General features: G+C 35.7%; 14 protein-coding genes. 5 read left to right on the top strand and 9 right to left on the bottom strand.

Annotation, left to right across the window (positions count from 1 at the left end; genetic code table 11):
* Positions 1-28: 28 nt before the first annotated feature.
* Entirely contained in the window at positions 29-619 is a 591-nt protein-coding gene (locus OL233_RS03050) for a CYTH domain-containing protein (RefSeq protein ID WP_275470907.1), read from the top strand.
* A 77-nt stretch (positions 620-696) separates the two neighbouring features.
* Positions 697-1,347, top strand: coding sequence for a DsbA family protein (locus OL233_RS03045; RefSeq protein WP_275470906.1), 651 nt, complete (start codon positions 697-699; stop codon positions 1,345-1,347).
* Positions 1,348-1,383: 36 nt separating this feature from the next.
* Here OL233_RS03045 and pepF read toward each other — a convergent pair whose 3' ends face one another.
* From pepF to OL233_RS03025, 4 genes are all read right to left on the bottom strand, one after another.
* On the bottom strand, positions 1,384-3,204 hold the full coding sequence (gene pepF / locus OL233_RS03040; RefSeq protein ID WP_275470905.1) for an oligoendopeptidase F: 1,821 nt from the start codon (positions 3,202-3,204) through the stop codon (positions 1,384-1,386).
* A 182-nt stretch (positions 3,205-3,386) separates the two neighbouring features.
* The gene (locus OL233_RS03035) at positions 3,387-4,391 is read right to left on the bottom strand and encodes a competence protein CoiA (protein ID WP_275471180.1); all 1,005 of its coding nucleotides are present in this window, start codon (positions 4,389-4,391) and stop codon (positions 3,387-3,389) included.
* A 75-nt stretch (positions 4,392-4,466) separates the two neighbouring features.
* Complete coding sequence (locus OL233_RS03030) at positions 4,467-5,732, bottom strand: NCS2 family permease (protein ID WP_302470519.1); 1,266 nt, start codon at positions 5,730-5,732, stop codon at positions 4,467-4,469.
* Positions 5,733-5,901: 169 nt separating this feature from the next.
* Positions 5,902-6,912: a YeiH family protein gene (locus OL233_RS03025; protein ID WP_275470904.1), complete on the bottom strand. Its 1,011-nt coding sequence runs from the start codon at positions 6,910-6,912 to the stop codon at positions 5,902-5,904.
* A gap of 114 nt (positions 6,913-7,026) precedes the next feature.
* On the opposite strand from OL233_RS03025, the gene OL233_RS03020 reads away from it, so the two are divergent.
* Positions 7,027-7,920, top strand: a complete 894-nt coding sequence (locus tag OL233_RS03020) for a LysR substrate-binding domain-containing protein (RefSeq protein WP_275470903.1) — start codon at positions 7,027-7,029, stop codon at positions 7,918-7,920.
* A gap of 40 nt (positions 7,921-7,960) precedes the next feature.
* Here OL233_RS03020 and groL read toward each other — a convergent pair whose 3' ends face one another.
* Entirely contained in the window at positions 7,961-9,589 is a 1,629-nt protein-coding gene (gene groL, locus OL233_RS03015; protein WP_275470902.1) for a chaperonin GroEL, read from the bottom strand.
* Between the two features lie 58 nt (positions 9,590-9,647).
* Entirely contained in the window at positions 9,648-9,932 is a 285-nt protein-coding gene (groES, locus tag OL233_RS03010; RefSeq protein WP_126831562.1) for a co-chaperone GroES, read from the bottom strand.
* 201 nt (positions 9,933-10,133) lie between these two features.
* On the opposite strand from groES, the gene OL233_RS03005 reads away from it, so the two are divergent.
* Positions 10,134-10,775: a CPBP family intramembrane glutamic endopeptidase gene (locus OL233_RS03005; protein WP_275470901.1), complete on the top strand. Its 642-nt coding sequence runs from the start codon at positions 10,134-10,136 to the stop codon at positions 10,773-10,775.
* 33 nt (positions 10,776-10,808) lie between these two features.
* Here OL233_RS03005 and OL233_RS03000 read toward each other — a convergent pair whose 3' ends face one another.
* Positions 10,809-11,450 (bottom strand): redox-sensing transcriptional repressor Rex, encoded by a 642-nt coding sequence (locus OL233_RS03000; protein ID WP_275470900.1) that lies wholly within the window; start codon positions 11,448-11,450, stop codon positions 10,809-10,811.
* A gap of 255 nt (positions 11,451-11,705) precedes the next feature.
* On the opposite strand from OL233_RS03000, the gene OL233_RS02995 reads away from it, so the two are divergent.
* On the top strand, positions 11,706-13,661 hold the full coding sequence (locus tag OL233_RS02995; RefSeq protein ID WP_275470899.1) for an ABC-F family ATP-binding cassette domain-containing protein: 1,956 nt from the start codon (positions 11,706-11,708) through the stop codon (positions 13,659-13,661).
* A gap of 31 nt (positions 13,662-13,692) precedes the next feature.
* Here the strand turns inward: OL233_RS02995 and OL233_RS02990 are convergent, their stop codons facing one another.
* Positions 13,693-14,640, bottom strand: coding sequence for a DHH family phosphoesterase (locus tag OL233_RS02990; RefSeq protein ID WP_275470898.1), 948 nt, complete (start codon positions 14,638-14,640; stop codon positions 13,693-13,695).
* 15 nt (positions 14,641-14,655) lie between these two features.
* Entirely contained in the window at positions 14,656-15,978 is a 1,323-nt protein-coding gene (locus tag OL233_RS02985) for a DRTGG domain-containing protein (protein ID WP_275470897.1), read from the bottom strand.
* Positions 15,979-16,087: the final 109 nt, after the last annotated feature.

Genomic DNA, 16,087 nt, shown 5'->3' with positions numbered 1-16,087 from the left:
AATGAGCTTTTTAGAAAGAAGGCATACTATGAGCCAAGAAATTGAAATTGAATTTAAATCGTTACTAACTGAAAAAGATTACGAAAAACTATGTAGAGCGTTTGATTTATCTGATGATCACTCTTTTACCCAAACTAATTATTACTTTGATACTCCTCAAGGCGATCTGAAACAAAAAAAACTGGGCCTTCGTATCAGAACCTTTGATGATAAAGCTGAACTAACATTAAAATCACCACTAAAAAATCATGAAGGACTTCTTGAAACAACCGATTACTTAACTCAAGAAGATGCGGCGGCACTACTTAAGGAAAATAATATCCTAGCTACTGGTCATGTAGCTGAAAAATTGCAAGAGTTTAACATTGACGCTAATACTGTTTGTTTAATAGGGGAACTAAAAACAAAACGTTTAGAATACAAACTTGATGAGGCACATTTACTGGTGTTAGATGAAAGTTGGTACCACGGTCAGCACGATTATGAATTAGAAATGGAAGTTCGAGAGGCAGTTTCAGGAAAAGATTTTTTTGTGAAATTCATTAATGAACAGGGGATTACTTATATTCCTACTGAAAATAAAATTTCACGAACACTACGTGCAAAAAAGGCTTTATAAGCCCTTTTATTTCATAAAAAACAAATTTAGTGATACATTATATATAGAAAAGAAAAAGAAAGATATGGGGGATTGCTATGATTGAAGTCTATTTGTTTGTACACCCACTCTGTCCAGAGTGCCTAGCTTCTGAAAAGCGCATTTTACAGATGGTTAAAAATGAGCAAAGAAAGATACAATTTAAATTCCTGCCTTTACTGAACTTACAGACATTTCAACGTTACCTTTCTACTACCTGTAACCATGACTGCAATCTAAATGATAGAAATAAATTATTTGAAGATTCTTATTCAGCAGCTCTTGACTACAAAGCGATGCAGCTACAAGGTAAGAAAAAAGGACAACAGTTCCTTATGGCCTTACAAGAAGCCGTACAACATAACAAAAACTACAGTGAAGAACTAGTCAAACAAACTGTTATTGATTTACACGGTGACTGGGAGATGTTTACTACCGATCGTCAATCTGAAAATGTTAAAGAGTCGTTTGAAACAGATCAAATCATCGCAAAAGAAATGTCAGTTTCCTTTGCTTCTTCTATGGTTTATTTCAACTATACTTGTGACCAGGATTACGGTATTCTAGTTGAAGAACACCCTACAGATGATATTCTAGCTGACTTACTTGCTATGGATCAACCTGAAACAATTGCACCACTAGTAAAAGAAAATACTGTCATTACACATCAAAATTTAGCCGATACCTATTTACGTTTATTAGAAAATTAAAAAGCCTATCACCCATTAAGGTGATAAGCTTTTTATTTATTTTTTATCTAACGTTTTAACCAATTCTTCAAATTCAATTAAACGTGAGTCAAATACAGCCATTGCTTTTTCAATATACGCGCCATCTGTCATATCGACCCCAGCTTTTTTCATAACTTCGATTGGATAATCACTGTTACCTGCTTTTAAGTAAGCTAGATAATTTTCTAATTTTTCTTCTGATCCAGTCAAAATCCCCTCAGCTAAAGCTGTTGCAGCTGAAAAACCAGTTGAATATTGATACACATAGTAATTGTAGTAGAAGTGAGGGATACGTGACCATTCTACTGCAATCTCTTCATCTTTTTCAACAGCAGGCCCATAATAACGGCTATTAAGATCCGCATAGTACTCGTTTAAGTAATCACTTGTTAACGGCACACCCTTAGCATCTTCTTCATGGATAAAGTGTTCAAATTCAGCAAATTGTGTTTGGCGGAAAATAGTTCCTTTAAATCCATCTAGATAACGATTCAATACATAGGCTCTTACTTCAGGGTTTGTTTCAGTTTTCAGAAGGTACTCTGTTAATAAATTTTCGTTAGTTGTGGATGCAATCTCTGCTAAGAAGATTGAATAATCACCGTAGACATAAGGTTGGTTACTGCGTGTAAAGTAACTATGAACACTGTGACCCATCTCATGAACTAAGGTATACAACTGATCCAAACTATCATGCCAATTCATTAAAATAAATGGTTTTGTATTATACGCTCCTGATGAGTAGGCACCACTGCGTTTTCCTTGGTTTTCTACCACATCAATCCAACGCTCTGAGAAGGCTTCTTTTACGACAGTCATGTATTCTTCTCCTAACGGTTGTAATGCTTCTAATGCTTTTTCTACCGCTTCTTCATATGAATAACGAATCGGAGCCTCACCTAAAATCGGTGTATACATATCATACATGTGTAATTTTTCAACACCCAGTAACTCTTTTCTTAAGCCAACATAACGGTGTAAGAGCGGTAGATGTTTATCTACTACTTGGATCAGTGTATCGTGTACAGATTCCGGAATATGATTAGCTGATAATGCCGCTTCTCTTGCTGAGCCGTAATGTCTAACTGATGCTTTATAGTTATGAACTTTAACATTTGCACTTAAAGTACTTGCTAATGTGTGTTGGAATTGTTGATAGACACTGTATAAGCCTTTAAAGCTCGCTTCGCGTACTGAAAAATCTGTACTTTCTAATAATTGACCATATGAACCGTGAGTCAATTGAACAGAGTTTCCTTCTTCATCTTTTACAACAGGAAACTTAAAGTCTGCATTGTTCAAGACGGAGAATGTCGTGCTTGATGCACCAAAAAGTTCACCTGCACTGGCAAGTAAACTTTCTTCTTTTGCAGATAAGATATGAGGACGGCTACTTAATAACTCTTCAATCGAATGTCTGTAGATAGCTAGGCCTTCTTCTTGATCAAAGTAAGCCCAAATCTCTTCATCTGATAATTCTAATAACTCTGGCTCAAACCATGAAAATGCCTCGTTTAATTGAGCTGCTAAGCTACTCGCTTTAGCATGCATTGCTTGATAAGTTGCGTTCGCCGTATCTTGATCATTTTTCAAATGTGAATAGACATATAAGTCCTCAAATTTTGCAGACACGTCGTCCATTTTTTGTAACGTTTTTAATAGCTGTGATGGTCCTTCACTTAGTTTACCTTTTAATGAACTCACCTCAATAAGTGTTGCCTCAAGCTCTTCATAGCTTGTGTCAAACTCCGCGTCACTCTTAAAAATAGAGCTTAGGTCCCACGTTAATTCTTCACTCACTTCTGAACGTTTTGGTAATTGTTTAATTTCACCCATACGACACCCTCTTTTCTTATCATTTACTCATTTAATATAACCTATCATACCATACTATTTTATTTTTTAAAGTAATAACCACTGAAGAAAGCGTCTGTTTAAAAGGAATACAATCATTTATCAGTACTTAATCTTTTATTTTCTCAATCCTTTTTTTCTAATCATTTACTAATTATTCAGAATTAAAATTCTAAATAATCATACGCTTTATTTGGATCTCGTAAGACTAAACTAGGAAATCCTTCTAATCTTTTTAGAAGTTCTGGTCTATTAATTAAACAGTCATACCATACATTTGTTGAAATTCCACCGCCGTAAAGTGCTCTCAAATAAAGTATCTCATCCCCAAGTACAGGCGAACTTACAAGTGGATAAAAACACTCATCCGCTATTGTTTGAAGTAAAAAAAATTCTTTATAACAAGCAGATTGTACCTTTAATAACTGTGAATCTTTTCGTACCAATTTACGAATAAGTTCAAGCCTGACCTCATTTAACTCTGACTTTGAAAATTGGATTGTCTTAGGTTTAGTCATACTCATCATGTAATGCGTCAATGTTTGACTGTCTATTTTATCCACCCTAAAAATAGTCTTATTATAAAATAATTTTCCTGTTACCAACTGCCTCTGAATATTATAGTTACAAATCATTTCTTGTTTTTCTATATCTAATTGCCATACTACTAATCCGCGGTTAACATGATACGTCATTGCTGCTTTTTGTAATGTTGCTAATCGTTCTCCTAAAAAATAACGCCTACCTAATACCCAAATAACCTCATATCCATTAGATAGATATCCTTCTGTTCGTTCCTTAAACCGCTCCAAAGAAAGTGGACTACACTGAAACTCTATCGCTAATCTCTTATCTATCAAAAAATCTGGGCGTTGTTTTAATTTCGGTAAGTACGCCTCTAACTCATAAGGGATACTTGACCTTTCACACCACTCCGCGATTATCTTTTTTCCTTTCAAATGTTCTTCTGTTTCACCTTCTGAAAAAGATTCACAGACGTCACCTGAAATATGAGCAAAGTGAGCTGATAAAATCGGGCCATTTTTAAGCCTAACTGCTTGATGACATCCCGGACAATAGAACTTCTCAGTCCTCATTTGCTCTAGTTCACTCTTAGAATAATCAAGTACACCTATTTTTTTACCTATTTTTGTCTCAACATATAACATATTTTTCACCTGTACCCTCTTTACCGCTAGATACGAAAAAAAACATCTATCTCATCAAGAGATAGATGTTTTCTATTAAATCCAAATTTTAGCAATCAAATAACATAAGAAAAAGAACGAGATCATCCACATTGGTTTTGAAATCTTTTTCCCTTCTCCTACAATAACTTTAACGATTGGATATGATACAAAACCAAATGCTAAACCATCTGAAATACTCATTGAGAAAGCCATTAACACAATCATTAAGAACGCTGGGAACCAGTCAGATAAATCATTGAGATTAAGATGTTGAATATTCTGCATCATCAAGCAACCTGTAATGATAATAACTGGTGCTAAGGCTGAGCTTGGTATGTAAGTTAACAATGGTATCGCGAAGAATGCTACGATGAATAAAATACCTACTGTAACTGCCGTACGTCCTGTTTTACCACCTTGTTGAATTCCTGTTGAGCTTTCCGCTGCAGGAATAGTTGGACTTGTACCAAGAACACTTGATAGCAGCATAACAAAACCATTTACTCTAAAAGCACGTTTAAATTGTTTATCACTTAAATCAGGTAACAATCCATTAAATAATCCCATTGATTCAAAAATTAGGATCATGGCTAAAGAGAACGTCCCTAAAATAAATTTAGTTGAAAGAATACTCGAAAAATCCATTTTCCCAACAATTTGAGGGTATTCCGTAATGGCAGATAATGAAAATAAACTATCGGTTTTGGGAACCAAATTAAAAATATTCGCAAAAAGTGTTGTGACAATAATACCAATAAAAAAACTTCCTTGAACATTTTTTAAAAGTAATATCAGCGTAATGACAAGTGAAGCCAGTGTTAATAATAATACCGGTGATTGGAACGAGTTAAGCTCCATAAACGTATGCTCACCACGAACAATAATGCCACCATTTTCAAGTCCGACTAACACTAAGAAAATACCAATCCCCGCCGTAATCGCGTGTTTCAAACTCTCCGGAACGGCTTCTATTAAAATCTGAGCAAGTGGTGTACAGGCTACCACTAAATAAATCAAGCTCGCACAGAAACTTGCTGCTAACGCTTCTTGCCATGTTAGCTTCAATGAGTAAACCAGTGTATAGGTGAAAAATGAATTTACTCCCATACCTGTTGTTAAGACAATCGGTACTTTTCCAATAAACCCCATGGCTAAACATCCAATAACTGAAATCAAAATAGTACCAAAAACACTTAGCTCTGGTCTAATGCCTGCTTCTGCTAAAATCATCGAATTGACAATAATAACATAGGATACTGCAAAAAAAGCGGTAAGTCCTGCCAAAATTTCTTGCTTCATATTAACTGCCTTCTCTTCCAAACTAATCTCTCCTTTAATCTAACAAACAAAAAAAGACAGACGGATAGCGTATAGCCCACCCACCTGTACATATAGTCTGCTCTTTATTTAATTATATAAGTTCTTTCACACCTCCATAATCTAACACCATTCCCACAAGAATGCAAGCGTTTCCTTTTGTTTTATATAATTAAAGGAGGATTTTTATTAAAACATAAGCTAGTACCACCTGTGACACTCCAACTAATAAGCCAAATCCCATAGATTTAGGGCCCTCTTTAACTAAATCTTTAAACTTCACACGCATACCAATACCTGCCAACGCTATAATTTCAAATTGATTGCTGACTTTTTTAGCAAGAAATGAAACACCTTCTGGTACTACTGATAACGACATTAAAATACAACCGATAAAGAACGCTGTAATAAACCAAGGAACACCAACCTTACTAGCTGATTTTTTTGAATTCGTTTTGCTAAATAACGGAGCAGTTTCATCCTGTGTGTTCATCTTTGCAAAAACTAAAGCAATTACAACTAAGAAAATAATACGAATAATTTTAAAAATAGTAGCCATCTCTGTTACTGAATCATTCACTAATTTACCTGATGCAATAACTTGCCCTATAGACTGTAAAACGCCTCCAATCATCGCACTGGTTTGTAATGTATCGTGCTGGTAAATAAGACTCGTCAAAATCGGCAACGCGACCATTAAAATAGTACCTGTTAAGTTAACTATCGTAATCGAAATTCCTTTGTCTTTTTCATCACTTCCAACAATTGGACTAACTGTCCCTATAGCTGACGATCCGCATACCGCATTTCCTGCAGACATCAACAGTGTAAATTTACGATTAAAACCAAGTATCTTTCCTAACTGGTAAGTAAAAAAGATAGTCCCTATCATTTGAATCGCAATAAATCCTACACCTCGCACCCCAACACTCATAACGTCAGTCAAATTCAACGTTAACCCTGTCAAACAAATAGAAAACTCTAATAATTTACTCTCTGAGAACTTAACACCCTTTGCTAATACAGGCTGATTAAAAATGGTATTACCACAGATAATCCCTAACATTATCGCAAATAATGCTCCTCCAATTTTAGGAAATATTTTCCCTATCTCTTGGGCGATAATAGCTAGACCAATACAGACCGCTACACCTCGCCAATTTTCTTTCACTAATTTAGTCATTCTTCCTCTAACCTTTCTTCTCGTTAATTTATCTACTATTAGATTAGCATGGTCTATTGATAAAATTAAATTATATATTATAATAGTTCTATAAATCAAACTTATGGAGGGACTATGTTAGATACACGATACGAAACATTCCTAACCTTATGTCATGAAAAAAACTACACCAAAACTGCAGAAAAACTTTTTATTACTCAACCCGCTGTTAGTCAGCATATCAAATGGTTAGAAGAACGGTACAACACCAAATTAGTAAATTATAAACAGCGTCAACTGACTTTAACACCAGGTGGTCAGAAACTCTATGATTATCTTATAAATTTGAAAGCTCAAATATCAAAAATAGAAGCTGATATTATTACCGATGATAAAAAAAGTCCACCTCTTAACTTTTCAGTTACACTTTCAATTAGCGATTATTATCTACCACGCATTATGGCAGATTTTACGACCCGTTATCCTCATTCAAATATTGCTTGTCATGTGGAAAATACCCAGCATATTATTAAAAAACTTCAATCTGGCGCAATCGATTTTGCACTTGTTGAGGGTAACTTTCCCAAAGAGCTCTTCACCTCTCATAAATTAAGTACGGAACCTTTTATCGGTGTTTGTGGCAAGGACTTCCCGATAGAACTCAATCAAACCTATTCAATTGATGATTTATATGACTTCCCTCTCATCATCAGAGAAGATGGTTCTGGGTCTCGGCTTATTTTAGAACATCTCTTAGCTGAACAAAATAGTACCGTTCATGATTTTGAGCGTCTTTTATCCGTAGGTAACTTGCCCACAACTAAAAACCTAGTTGCTGACAATCATGGAATTACTTTTTTATACGAAACCGTTGTGAAAGAAGATCTAGAAAACATGACACTTAAACGTATTCCATTGCGTTCACTCGAAACAGCTCATAATTTTTACTTTATTTATTTAAAAGACAGTCTTTTTAGCGTAGACTATGACGCTATTTTTACACACCTTCAACCGCTTTTCAAAACATAAAAAAAAGAGCAAGCACTTAAGTGCTTGCTCTTTTTTAGTCTTACATCATACCGCCCATTTGGTCCATGCCGCCCATACCCATGCCAGCTGGACTGTCACTTGCTGGTTTATTAGCAATAACAGCTTCAGTTGTTAGGATAAGTGACGCAACACTTGCAGCATTTTGTAACGCTGAACGTGTCACTTTAGTTGGGTCTACGATACCTGATTCAATCATATCTACCCATTCACCTGTTGCAGCATTGAATCCTTGGCCTAATTCAGCTTGTTTAAGCTTGTCTACAACAACTGAACCTTCTAGTCCAGCATTGTTTGCAATTTGGCGTACAGGCTCTTCTAATGCGCGTAATACGATATTAACCCCTGTCATTTCATCGCCATCTGCTTCAATAGAAGCAACGCGACTCATCACATTCACTAGGGCTGTTCCACCACCAGATACGATACCTTCTTCTACTGCGGCACGTGTGGCATTTAATGCATCTTCAATACGTAATTTTTGTTCTTTTAATTCTGTTTCAGTTGGTGCTCCGACTTTCACTACAGCCACGCCACCTGATAATTTAGCTAAACGCTCTTGTAATTTCTCACGGTCAAATTCTGACGTTGTATCCGCCATTTGAATTTTAATGAAGTTAACGCGCTCCGCGATTTGATCTTTATCTCCAGCGCCTTCAACGATTGTTGTGCTATCTTTATCAACTACTACAGTACGAGCTGTACCTAAAGATTCTAGTGTCGTATCTTTTAATTCTAAACCTAAATCTTCAGTAATAACAGTTCCACCAGTTAAAACAGCGATATCTTCTAACATTGCTTTACGACGGTCACCAAAGCCTGGTGCTTTAACCGCAGCAACGTTGAATGTTCCTCTGATTTTGTTTAAAACAAGTGTTGGTAATGCTTCTCCATCAATATCATCCGCGATGATTAATAATGGTTTATTTTGTTGTAAGATTTGCTCTAATAATGGCACAATTTCTTGAATATTAGAGATTTTTTTGTCAGTGATTAAGATATACGGATTTTCTAAAACAGCTTCCATTTTATCGTTGTCTGTCACCATATATTGTGATAAGTAACCACGGTCAAATTGCATACCTTCTACTACGTCTAATTCTGTTTCAATCCCTTTAGACTCTTCAATGGTAATAACACCGTCATTACCAACACGATCCATAGCATCAGAGATTAACTCCCCAATTTTTTCTGAACCTGAAGAAACTGCCGCTACTTGCGCGATTGATTCTTTAGAATCTACTTGTTTAGAAATAGCATGTAATTCTTCTACTGCAGCTTTAGTTGCTAATTCAATCCCACGACGAATACCAATTGGGTTAGCTCCCGCTGTTACATTTTTAAGACCTTCGCGAACAATTGCTTGCGTTAAGACAGTCGCAGTTGTTGTTCCGTCTCCTGCGATATCATTAGTTTTAGATGCTACTTCTGATACCAGTTTTGCTCCCATGTTTTCAAAATGGTCTTCTAATTCGATTTCTTTAGCAATCGTCACACCATCATTTGTAATAAGTGGTGATCCAAATGCTTTCTCTAAAACAACATTACGTCCTTTAGGTCCTAAAGTTACTTTTACAACATCTGCTAATGTGTCCACACCTTTAACCATTGATGCACGTGCATCTACTGAAAATTTAATATCTTTAGTCATTTTCCTTCACCTCAATAATTATTTTTTAGTTATGTTTTTGTTTCATTTAATTTTTTAATTAATCGACAATTGCAATAATGTCTTTTTCATGAACGATTAGGTAGTCTTTACCTTCGTGTTTCACGTCAGCACCTGCGTACTTTTCAAATAACACTTTATCATTTTCTTTAACAGAAAGCGCTGCTCTAGTGCCATTTTCAAGTAAATGTCCTGGTCCAACTGCTACAACAGTCCCTGTTTGCGGTCTTTCTTTTGCCGCAGATGTCAAGACTAAGCCTCCTGCTGTCACTTCTTCCTCTTGTAATACTTCGATTACAACGCGATCACTTAATGGTTTTAACATTGTCAATTCCTCCCGTTTCAATAATTTTAAAGTGTTTTCTTAGGAGTTAGCACTCACACCCCATGAGTGCTAACTCCTTTATTATCATACCTATTTTTTTAGAGTTTAGCAAGTATTATGTCATAATCTTAAAAAAATAAATCGCACGTTAAATCCTTTATGATATACTAACCAATATCAATAGAAATAAAGGAGTTCGTTATGAGTTTAAAAAAATATTTAACCGTCAATCTTTTGACGTATTGTTTCATTTTCTTTGCCCCACTTCTTACATTACCTTTAAAGTTTAATCCACAACAAGTTATTATGTTCTCTGCTGCAACTTATGTGATTGGCGCAGGAATCATGATTTACTTAAGCCCTAAACTTACTGAAACACCTGTTATCGAACGTGGGAAAAATTTACCTTTCAAACAGGTCATTAAAATCGGTTTAATCGGAATTATCTTAGCCTTCTTTTCACAAACAGTTGCTGGCATGGTTGAACAACTTTTCATAGGAGCTACACCAGAATCTGAAAATACTGAAAATATTATGCAAATGATTAAAATGTCTCCTATTTTCATCTTAACTGTTAGTATTGCTGGTCCTATTATGGAAGAATTTATTTTTAGACGTGCTATTACGGGTGTCTTAACAAAATATATCACACCACTTTTAGCGGCTTGCTTTAGTTCATTTTTATTCGCTATTGCCCATGCTGACGGTCATATTTTAGTTTACTTCGCTATGGGAATGGCTCTATATTACTTATATCAATTAACAGGGAACATTTGGACATCTATTATCACTCACTGTTGTATGAATACTCTTGTCATTCTCATTCAATTAGCTATAATTTAAGACAAAAAATGACCATCCTAGGATGGTCATTTTTTATTCCTCTTCTTTTGTATAATGATTTAAGAAATAAATCAATGTTTGAAGTTCGTTAGTAAGATCTATACTTTGTACTTGAACATGTGACGGTGTATTTAATCTAACAGGTGTGAAATTCATAATCCCTTTGATGCCTGCATCAATTAATAAATTTGCTGTATCTTGAGCACTTTCTGCTGGGATTGTTAAGATAGCAATTTCAATCTGTTGTTGTTTGATTTGCTCTTCCATATCGCTCATTGGATAAACTGGAATCCCATCAACAATACGTCCTACCAAGTCTTCACGCACATCAAATGCTGCACTAATACGAATATTATTATTATGGTGGAAACCATATTTTAATAAAGCATTTCCTAAGTTACCAACACCAACTAGTACGACATTAGTTAAACGGTCTTCACTTAACGTTTTTGAGAAAAATTCTAATAAACTCTCAACATCATAACCATAACCTCTTTTGCCTAATTCACCAAAATATGAAAAGTCACGACGAATTGTCGCACTATCGACTTTTACCGCTTCACTTAATTCCGTAGATGATACTTTCGTTTTGCCTGAATCTAATAACACTTTTAAATAACGATAATAAAGCGGCAAACGTTTTGCTGTTGCTTTTGGTATTACTGTGTTCTTCATAATAATCCCCCTATAATATATAACACTTATTGCTATATTCCGACGCTTGTTTGCTTTCAAACAAAGCCTATATTTTTTCTAGAAACGTGACAGCTACACTGTTACTTTAATATGATACCAGTATTATAGTAATAAAAGCAATTTAGTTGTCTCAACTTGTGAATTTTTTTTTATTAAGCTACGGTACATATTCAACAATTTTTCAGATAAATATGCTAGACTAGATAACATATAAGGAAACAAAGAGGAGATATTATGATTTTACTACAAGCTAATCAAGTGGCACGTCATTTTGGTGGCGATACACTTTTTGAAAACATACAAATGGAAATACAAGATAATAGCAGAATCGCCCTTGTCGGAAGAAATGGTGCCGGAAAATCAACATTATTAAAAATAATAGCTGGTATTGATCCTGCTGATGAAGGAACGATTTCTAAAGTTAAAAATTTAAGCATGGGTTACTTAGATCAACATACAGGTTTAAACAGTGAACAAACCATCTGGAAAGAAATGCTAACAGCTTTCGAAGCGCTAAGACAAGTTGAAAAAAGACTGCATCATTTAGAAGAACAACTTGGAAATCCTGATGTTATGGAGAATCCCGATGTGTATAATAGTATTTTAAAAGAATACGACCAACTTCAGCATAACTTCAACGAACAAAATGGTTATGGCTATGAAGCTGAAATCAAAGCTGTTTTAAATGGTTTTCGTTTTGATGAAAGCTTTTATGACCGTGATATTGCTAGCCTTTCCGGTGGTCAAAAAACACGTTTAGCTCTCGCTAAACTATTACTTGAAAAACCTCAATTGCTTATTTTGGATGAGCCAACCAATCATTTAGATATTGAAACACTAGCTTGGTTAGAAAACTATTTGCAAAACTACCGTGGCGCTATTTTAATTGTCTCACATGACCGCTATTTCCTAGATAAAATAGTCAATGAAGTATATGACTTATCACGTCGAAAAATAACGCGTTACAAAGGGAATTATTCTCGCTATCTGGTCTTAAAAGAGGAACAGTTACTCTCTGACCAAAAAGCGTTTGAAAAACAACAGACTGAGATTAATAAATTAGAAGATTTTGTTGCCCGTAACTTAGCTCGTGCGAGCACAACCAAACGCGCGCAAAGTCGCCGTAAACAATTAGAAAAAATGGATCGATTAGACAAGCCCCTTGGTGATGAAAAGTCAGCTCGTTTCTTATTTTCCATTGAGAAGCAGTCAGGAAATATTGTCTTACAATCCGAAGATGTCGCCATTGGTTATGATGACACCGTTTTATGTTCACCTGTTACCCTCGATATTCGTAAACAGGAAGCCATCGCTCTAGTAGGCCCCAATGGTATTGGAAAATCAACTTTACTTAAATCACTAATTAAAGAAATTCCGCTACTAAATGGAACTGTTAGCTTAGGAACAAACGTCAGTATTGGTTATTATGATCAAGAGCAAGCCAACTTACGTTCTAACAAAACTGTCCTTCAAGAACTTTGGGACGAGCACCCTACTACACCTGAAAAAGATATTCGTTCTATTTTGGGAAGCTTCTTATTCTCAGGGGAAGATGTAGAAAAAACAGTTCCTCAATTAAGTGGGGGAGAAAAAGCGCGTGTAGCTCTTGCTAAATTAGCGATGAATAAAGAAAACTTCTTAATCTTGGATGAGCCTACCAACCATCTTGATATCGATAGTAAAGAAGTACTTGAAAATGCACTTATTGATTATGAAGGGACAATACTCTTCGTTTCCCATGACCGGTACTTCATTAACCGTATCGCAACAAAGGTTGTAGAATTATCAGAAAATGGTAGCAAACTCTATCTAGGCGACTATGATTACTATGTTGAGAAGAAAAAAGAAGAAGAAGAAATCGAACAATTAATGTTAGCTGAAGAAGCTAAGAAAAATCCAGAAACAGCTTCAACAACACCTTCTACAAAAAATGCCTTCTATCAGTCAAAAGAAGAGCAACGTAAAATTAGAAGTATTACACGAGTTATTGATGACATCGAAGCACAACTCGCTATAATCGAAGAAAAAACCACAACCGTTCAAGAAGAAATGAGTTCACCAGAACACATTAATGATCCAGGAAAGTTAATGGATCTTCAACGAGAGTTAACTACCTTAGAAACTGAACAAGAAACCCTTTTAGAAAAATGGGAAGAAGCTAGTCTTGAATTAGAAGAACATACAAATTAAAAAAATGCTGAGACAATTGTCTCAGCATTTTTTAGTTACACGCTTCTACAGCTGCAATGATTTCTTGATACATCTCATCCACTTCAGCTAAATCAACTGCCTTAGCACCACTAGCCAACGGATGTCCGCCACCATTATGTTTTTTAGCGATAGTGTTAATAACTGGTCCTTTTGATCTTAAACGAACGCGATAATTGCCTGCAGGTTGCTCCACGAACAAGCCCCAAGCGACAACATTATCGATTTGCCCAGCCAAAGGAATTAAAGCAGAGGTTTCACTGTCTACTACGTCATTTTCTAATAAAACACTTTGTGGTAAGACAATACGAGCTGCGCCTGACTCATCCATCTCTAGATTTTGCAACACGTAGCCTGATAACTTAGCAACTTTAAGAGGCATCTCTGAAATTTGACGATTCAATAACGGCGCATCAAAGTTATATTTTCTTAGATTAGAGGCAACATTTAACGTATGCGGTGTTGTTGATGGGTACATAAACCGACCTGTATCACCAACGATACCTGCATAAAGTAAACGTGCGCCTTCATCTGTTAATGTCAATTCTGATTGGAACAGATCATAAAAATCATAAATAATTTCACTACAACTGCTTGCACTTGTATTAACCCATGAAAGATCACCGTAAGGTTCATCATCTGGATGGTGATCGATTTTAATTAACAGTTCGCCTTGATCAAACAACTCACCACTAACTCGAGGTGCATTGGCTGTATCAGTTACAATAACTAATGCACCTGAATACTCTTCATGTGAAACATCATCCATCTCAATTAAAAAACCAAGATCATTGACGCTTCCACCCGCTTTTAAGATTGTTTTTTCAGGAAAGCTGGCTTTTAAAATCTCAGCAAGTCCACCTTGTGAACCTAAGGCATCTGGATCAGGACTTTGATGACGATGTATAATTATTTTTTGATACTCTTTTATCTTTTTAAATATTTCTTCTTGAATGGTCATAATGGCACCTTTTTCTTATGATTTTTCCATGAGTTGGCAGATAACAATTGCTTTGGCCACTATGGCATTTTCTAAATAAACCTCTATATCTAACTTAGCTGAACGTCGCCCAATCTCTAAAATTCTCGGGCGAATATCTAGCTCACTTTCAATTTGAATTAAACGGAAATAATGAAGATTCACTTGTTCAATCACTACATTTCTTCGGTGATGTAAATACATCATACGTTGGGACACGTTACTGACAATTTCACTTAACACACCAAAAGAAATTGTTCCCACTGTACTTACCATTTGTGGGGTTACAGTAAAGCCAAACCTTACATTATTATTAGTGATATCTGTGGAAAGTGTTGTTACTTCTGAAGATACCTCATCAGAAATAGTATTGGCTACTTGTGGCTGACGTTGTGCCATTTGCATCGCTTTCATCACATCTTGTCGTGAAATAATTCCTAATAATGACAGATCATCTTCTACAACCGGCATCATTTCAAGCCCATCCCAAATCATCGAATGTCCGACACTAGCCACACTCATGTGTTTTTTTACACTGGTTGGTTCTTTCGTCATCACTTTATCTAACGTTTGGCTATCTTGTTTTCCAATCACATCTTTCGCTGTTATAACACCTAAGACACGTAAGCTTTTGTTAACTACTGGAAATCTTGTATGATTTGTTTTATCAGACAACTTACGATAATCCGCTAACGTATCCGTCGTGTATAAATACCGCGTATTTTCCAAGTTAGTGTATATATCTCCCACCAACATAATATCTTTTTTGATTAATTGATCACTCATTGCTCTATTTATCATTGTTGCCACAGTAAATGTATCGTAAGTTGTACTTAAAATAGGCATACCAACTTCATTAGCTAGGCCCACTATTTCCTTTGTCGTTTCAAATCCACCTGTAATAAGAACAGCAGAACCTTTTTCTAACGCCAAAGCCTGTACTTCTTCTCTATTCCCTACAATCATCAAAGACCCTGGTTCGATATAACGGTTCATGGCCTCTTTTGTCATGGCACCTATCACGAATTTAGATAGTGTTTTTTCTAACCCTGCTTCGCCACCTAATACTTTCCCTTCAATGATTTTTACGACTTCACCAAAGGTCAAACGCTCAAAGTTTCCTTTCATTTTGCGTTCAATACGTATCGTTCCGACTCGTTGAATGGTCGAAACAAGTCCTGTACTTTCCGCTTCTTTAATCGCACGGTAAGCTGTTCCTTCGCTGACACTTAAGTTCTTAGCAATACTTCTAACAGAAATACGTTCTCCTACAGGTAGGCTTTCAATATACTCTAAAATTTGATCGTGCTTTGTTGCCATCAGACACTCACTCCTTTATATTGCCATTCGTTCCTGTTTTCCTTTGATGTGACTTGGCTATCTACTTATCACTACTATTATATAGGTTGTGACCTTAAATAACAAAAAA

This window comes from Vagococcus proximus, from assembly GCF_029143285.1.
Taxonomy (GTDB): Bacteria; Bacillota; Bacilli; order Lactobacillales; family Vagococcaceae; genus Vagococcus_D; species Vagococcus_D proximus.
Note: the sequence above shows the minus strand (reverse complement) of the source record. Positions and strands in the feature narration are given on the sequence as shown.

What these genes read in the sequence shown, in the direction of transcription:
- OL233_RS03050 (WP_275470907.1), top strand. Translation starts at nt 29, where the DNA reads ATGAGCCAAGAAATTGAAATTGAATTTAAATCGTTACTAACTGAAAAA.
- OL233_RS03045 (WP_275470906.1), top strand. Translation starts at nt 697, where the DNA reads ATGATTGAAGTCTATTTGTTTGTACACCCACTCTGTCCAGAGTGCCTA.
- pepF (WP_275470905.1), bottom strand. Translation starts at nt 3,204, where the DNA reads ATGGGTGAAATTAAACAATTACCAAAACGTTCAGAAGTGAGTGAAGAA.
- OL233_RS03035 (WP_275471180.1), bottom strand. Translation starts at nt 4,391, where the DNA reads ATGTTATATGTTGAGACAAAAATAGGTAAAAAAATAGGTGTACTTGAT.
- OL233_RS03025 (WP_275470904.1), bottom strand. Translation starts at nt 6,912, where the DNA reads ATGACTAAATTAGTGAAAGAAAATTGGCGAGGTGTAGCGGTCTGTATT.
- OL233_RS03020 (WP_275470903.1), top strand. Translation starts at nt 7,027, where the DNA reads ATGTTAGATACACGATACGAAACATTCCTAACCTTATGTCATGAAAAA.
- groL (WP_275470902.1), bottom strand. Translation starts at nt 9,589, where the DNA reads ATGACTAAAGATATTAAATTTTCAGTAGATGCACGTGCATCAATGGTT.
- groES (WP_126831562.1), bottom strand. Translation starts at nt 9,932, where the DNA reads ATGTTAAAACCATTAAGTGATCGCGTTGTAATCGAAGTATTACAAGAG.
- OL233_RS03005 (WP_275470901.1), top strand. Translation starts at nt 10,134, where the DNA reads ATGAGTTTAAAAAAATATTTAACCGTCAATCTTTTGACGTATTGTTTC.
- OL233_RS03000 (WP_275470900.1), bottom strand. Translation starts at nt 11,450, where the DNA reads ATGAAGAACACAGTAATACCAAAAGCAACAGCAAAACGTTTGCCGCTT.
- OL233_RS02995 (WP_275470899.1), top strand. Translation starts at nt 11,706, where the DNA reads ATGATTTTACTACAAGCTAATCAAGTGGCACGTCATTTTGGTGGCGAT.
- OL233_RS02990 (WP_275470898.1), bottom strand. Translation starts at nt 14,640, where the DNA reads ATGACCATTCAAGAAGAAATATTTAAAAAGATAAAAGAGTATCAAAAA.
- OL233_RS02985 (WP_275470897.1), bottom strand. Translation starts at nt 15,978, where the DNA reads ATGGCAACAAAGCACGATCAAATTTTAGAGTATATTGAAAGCCTACCT.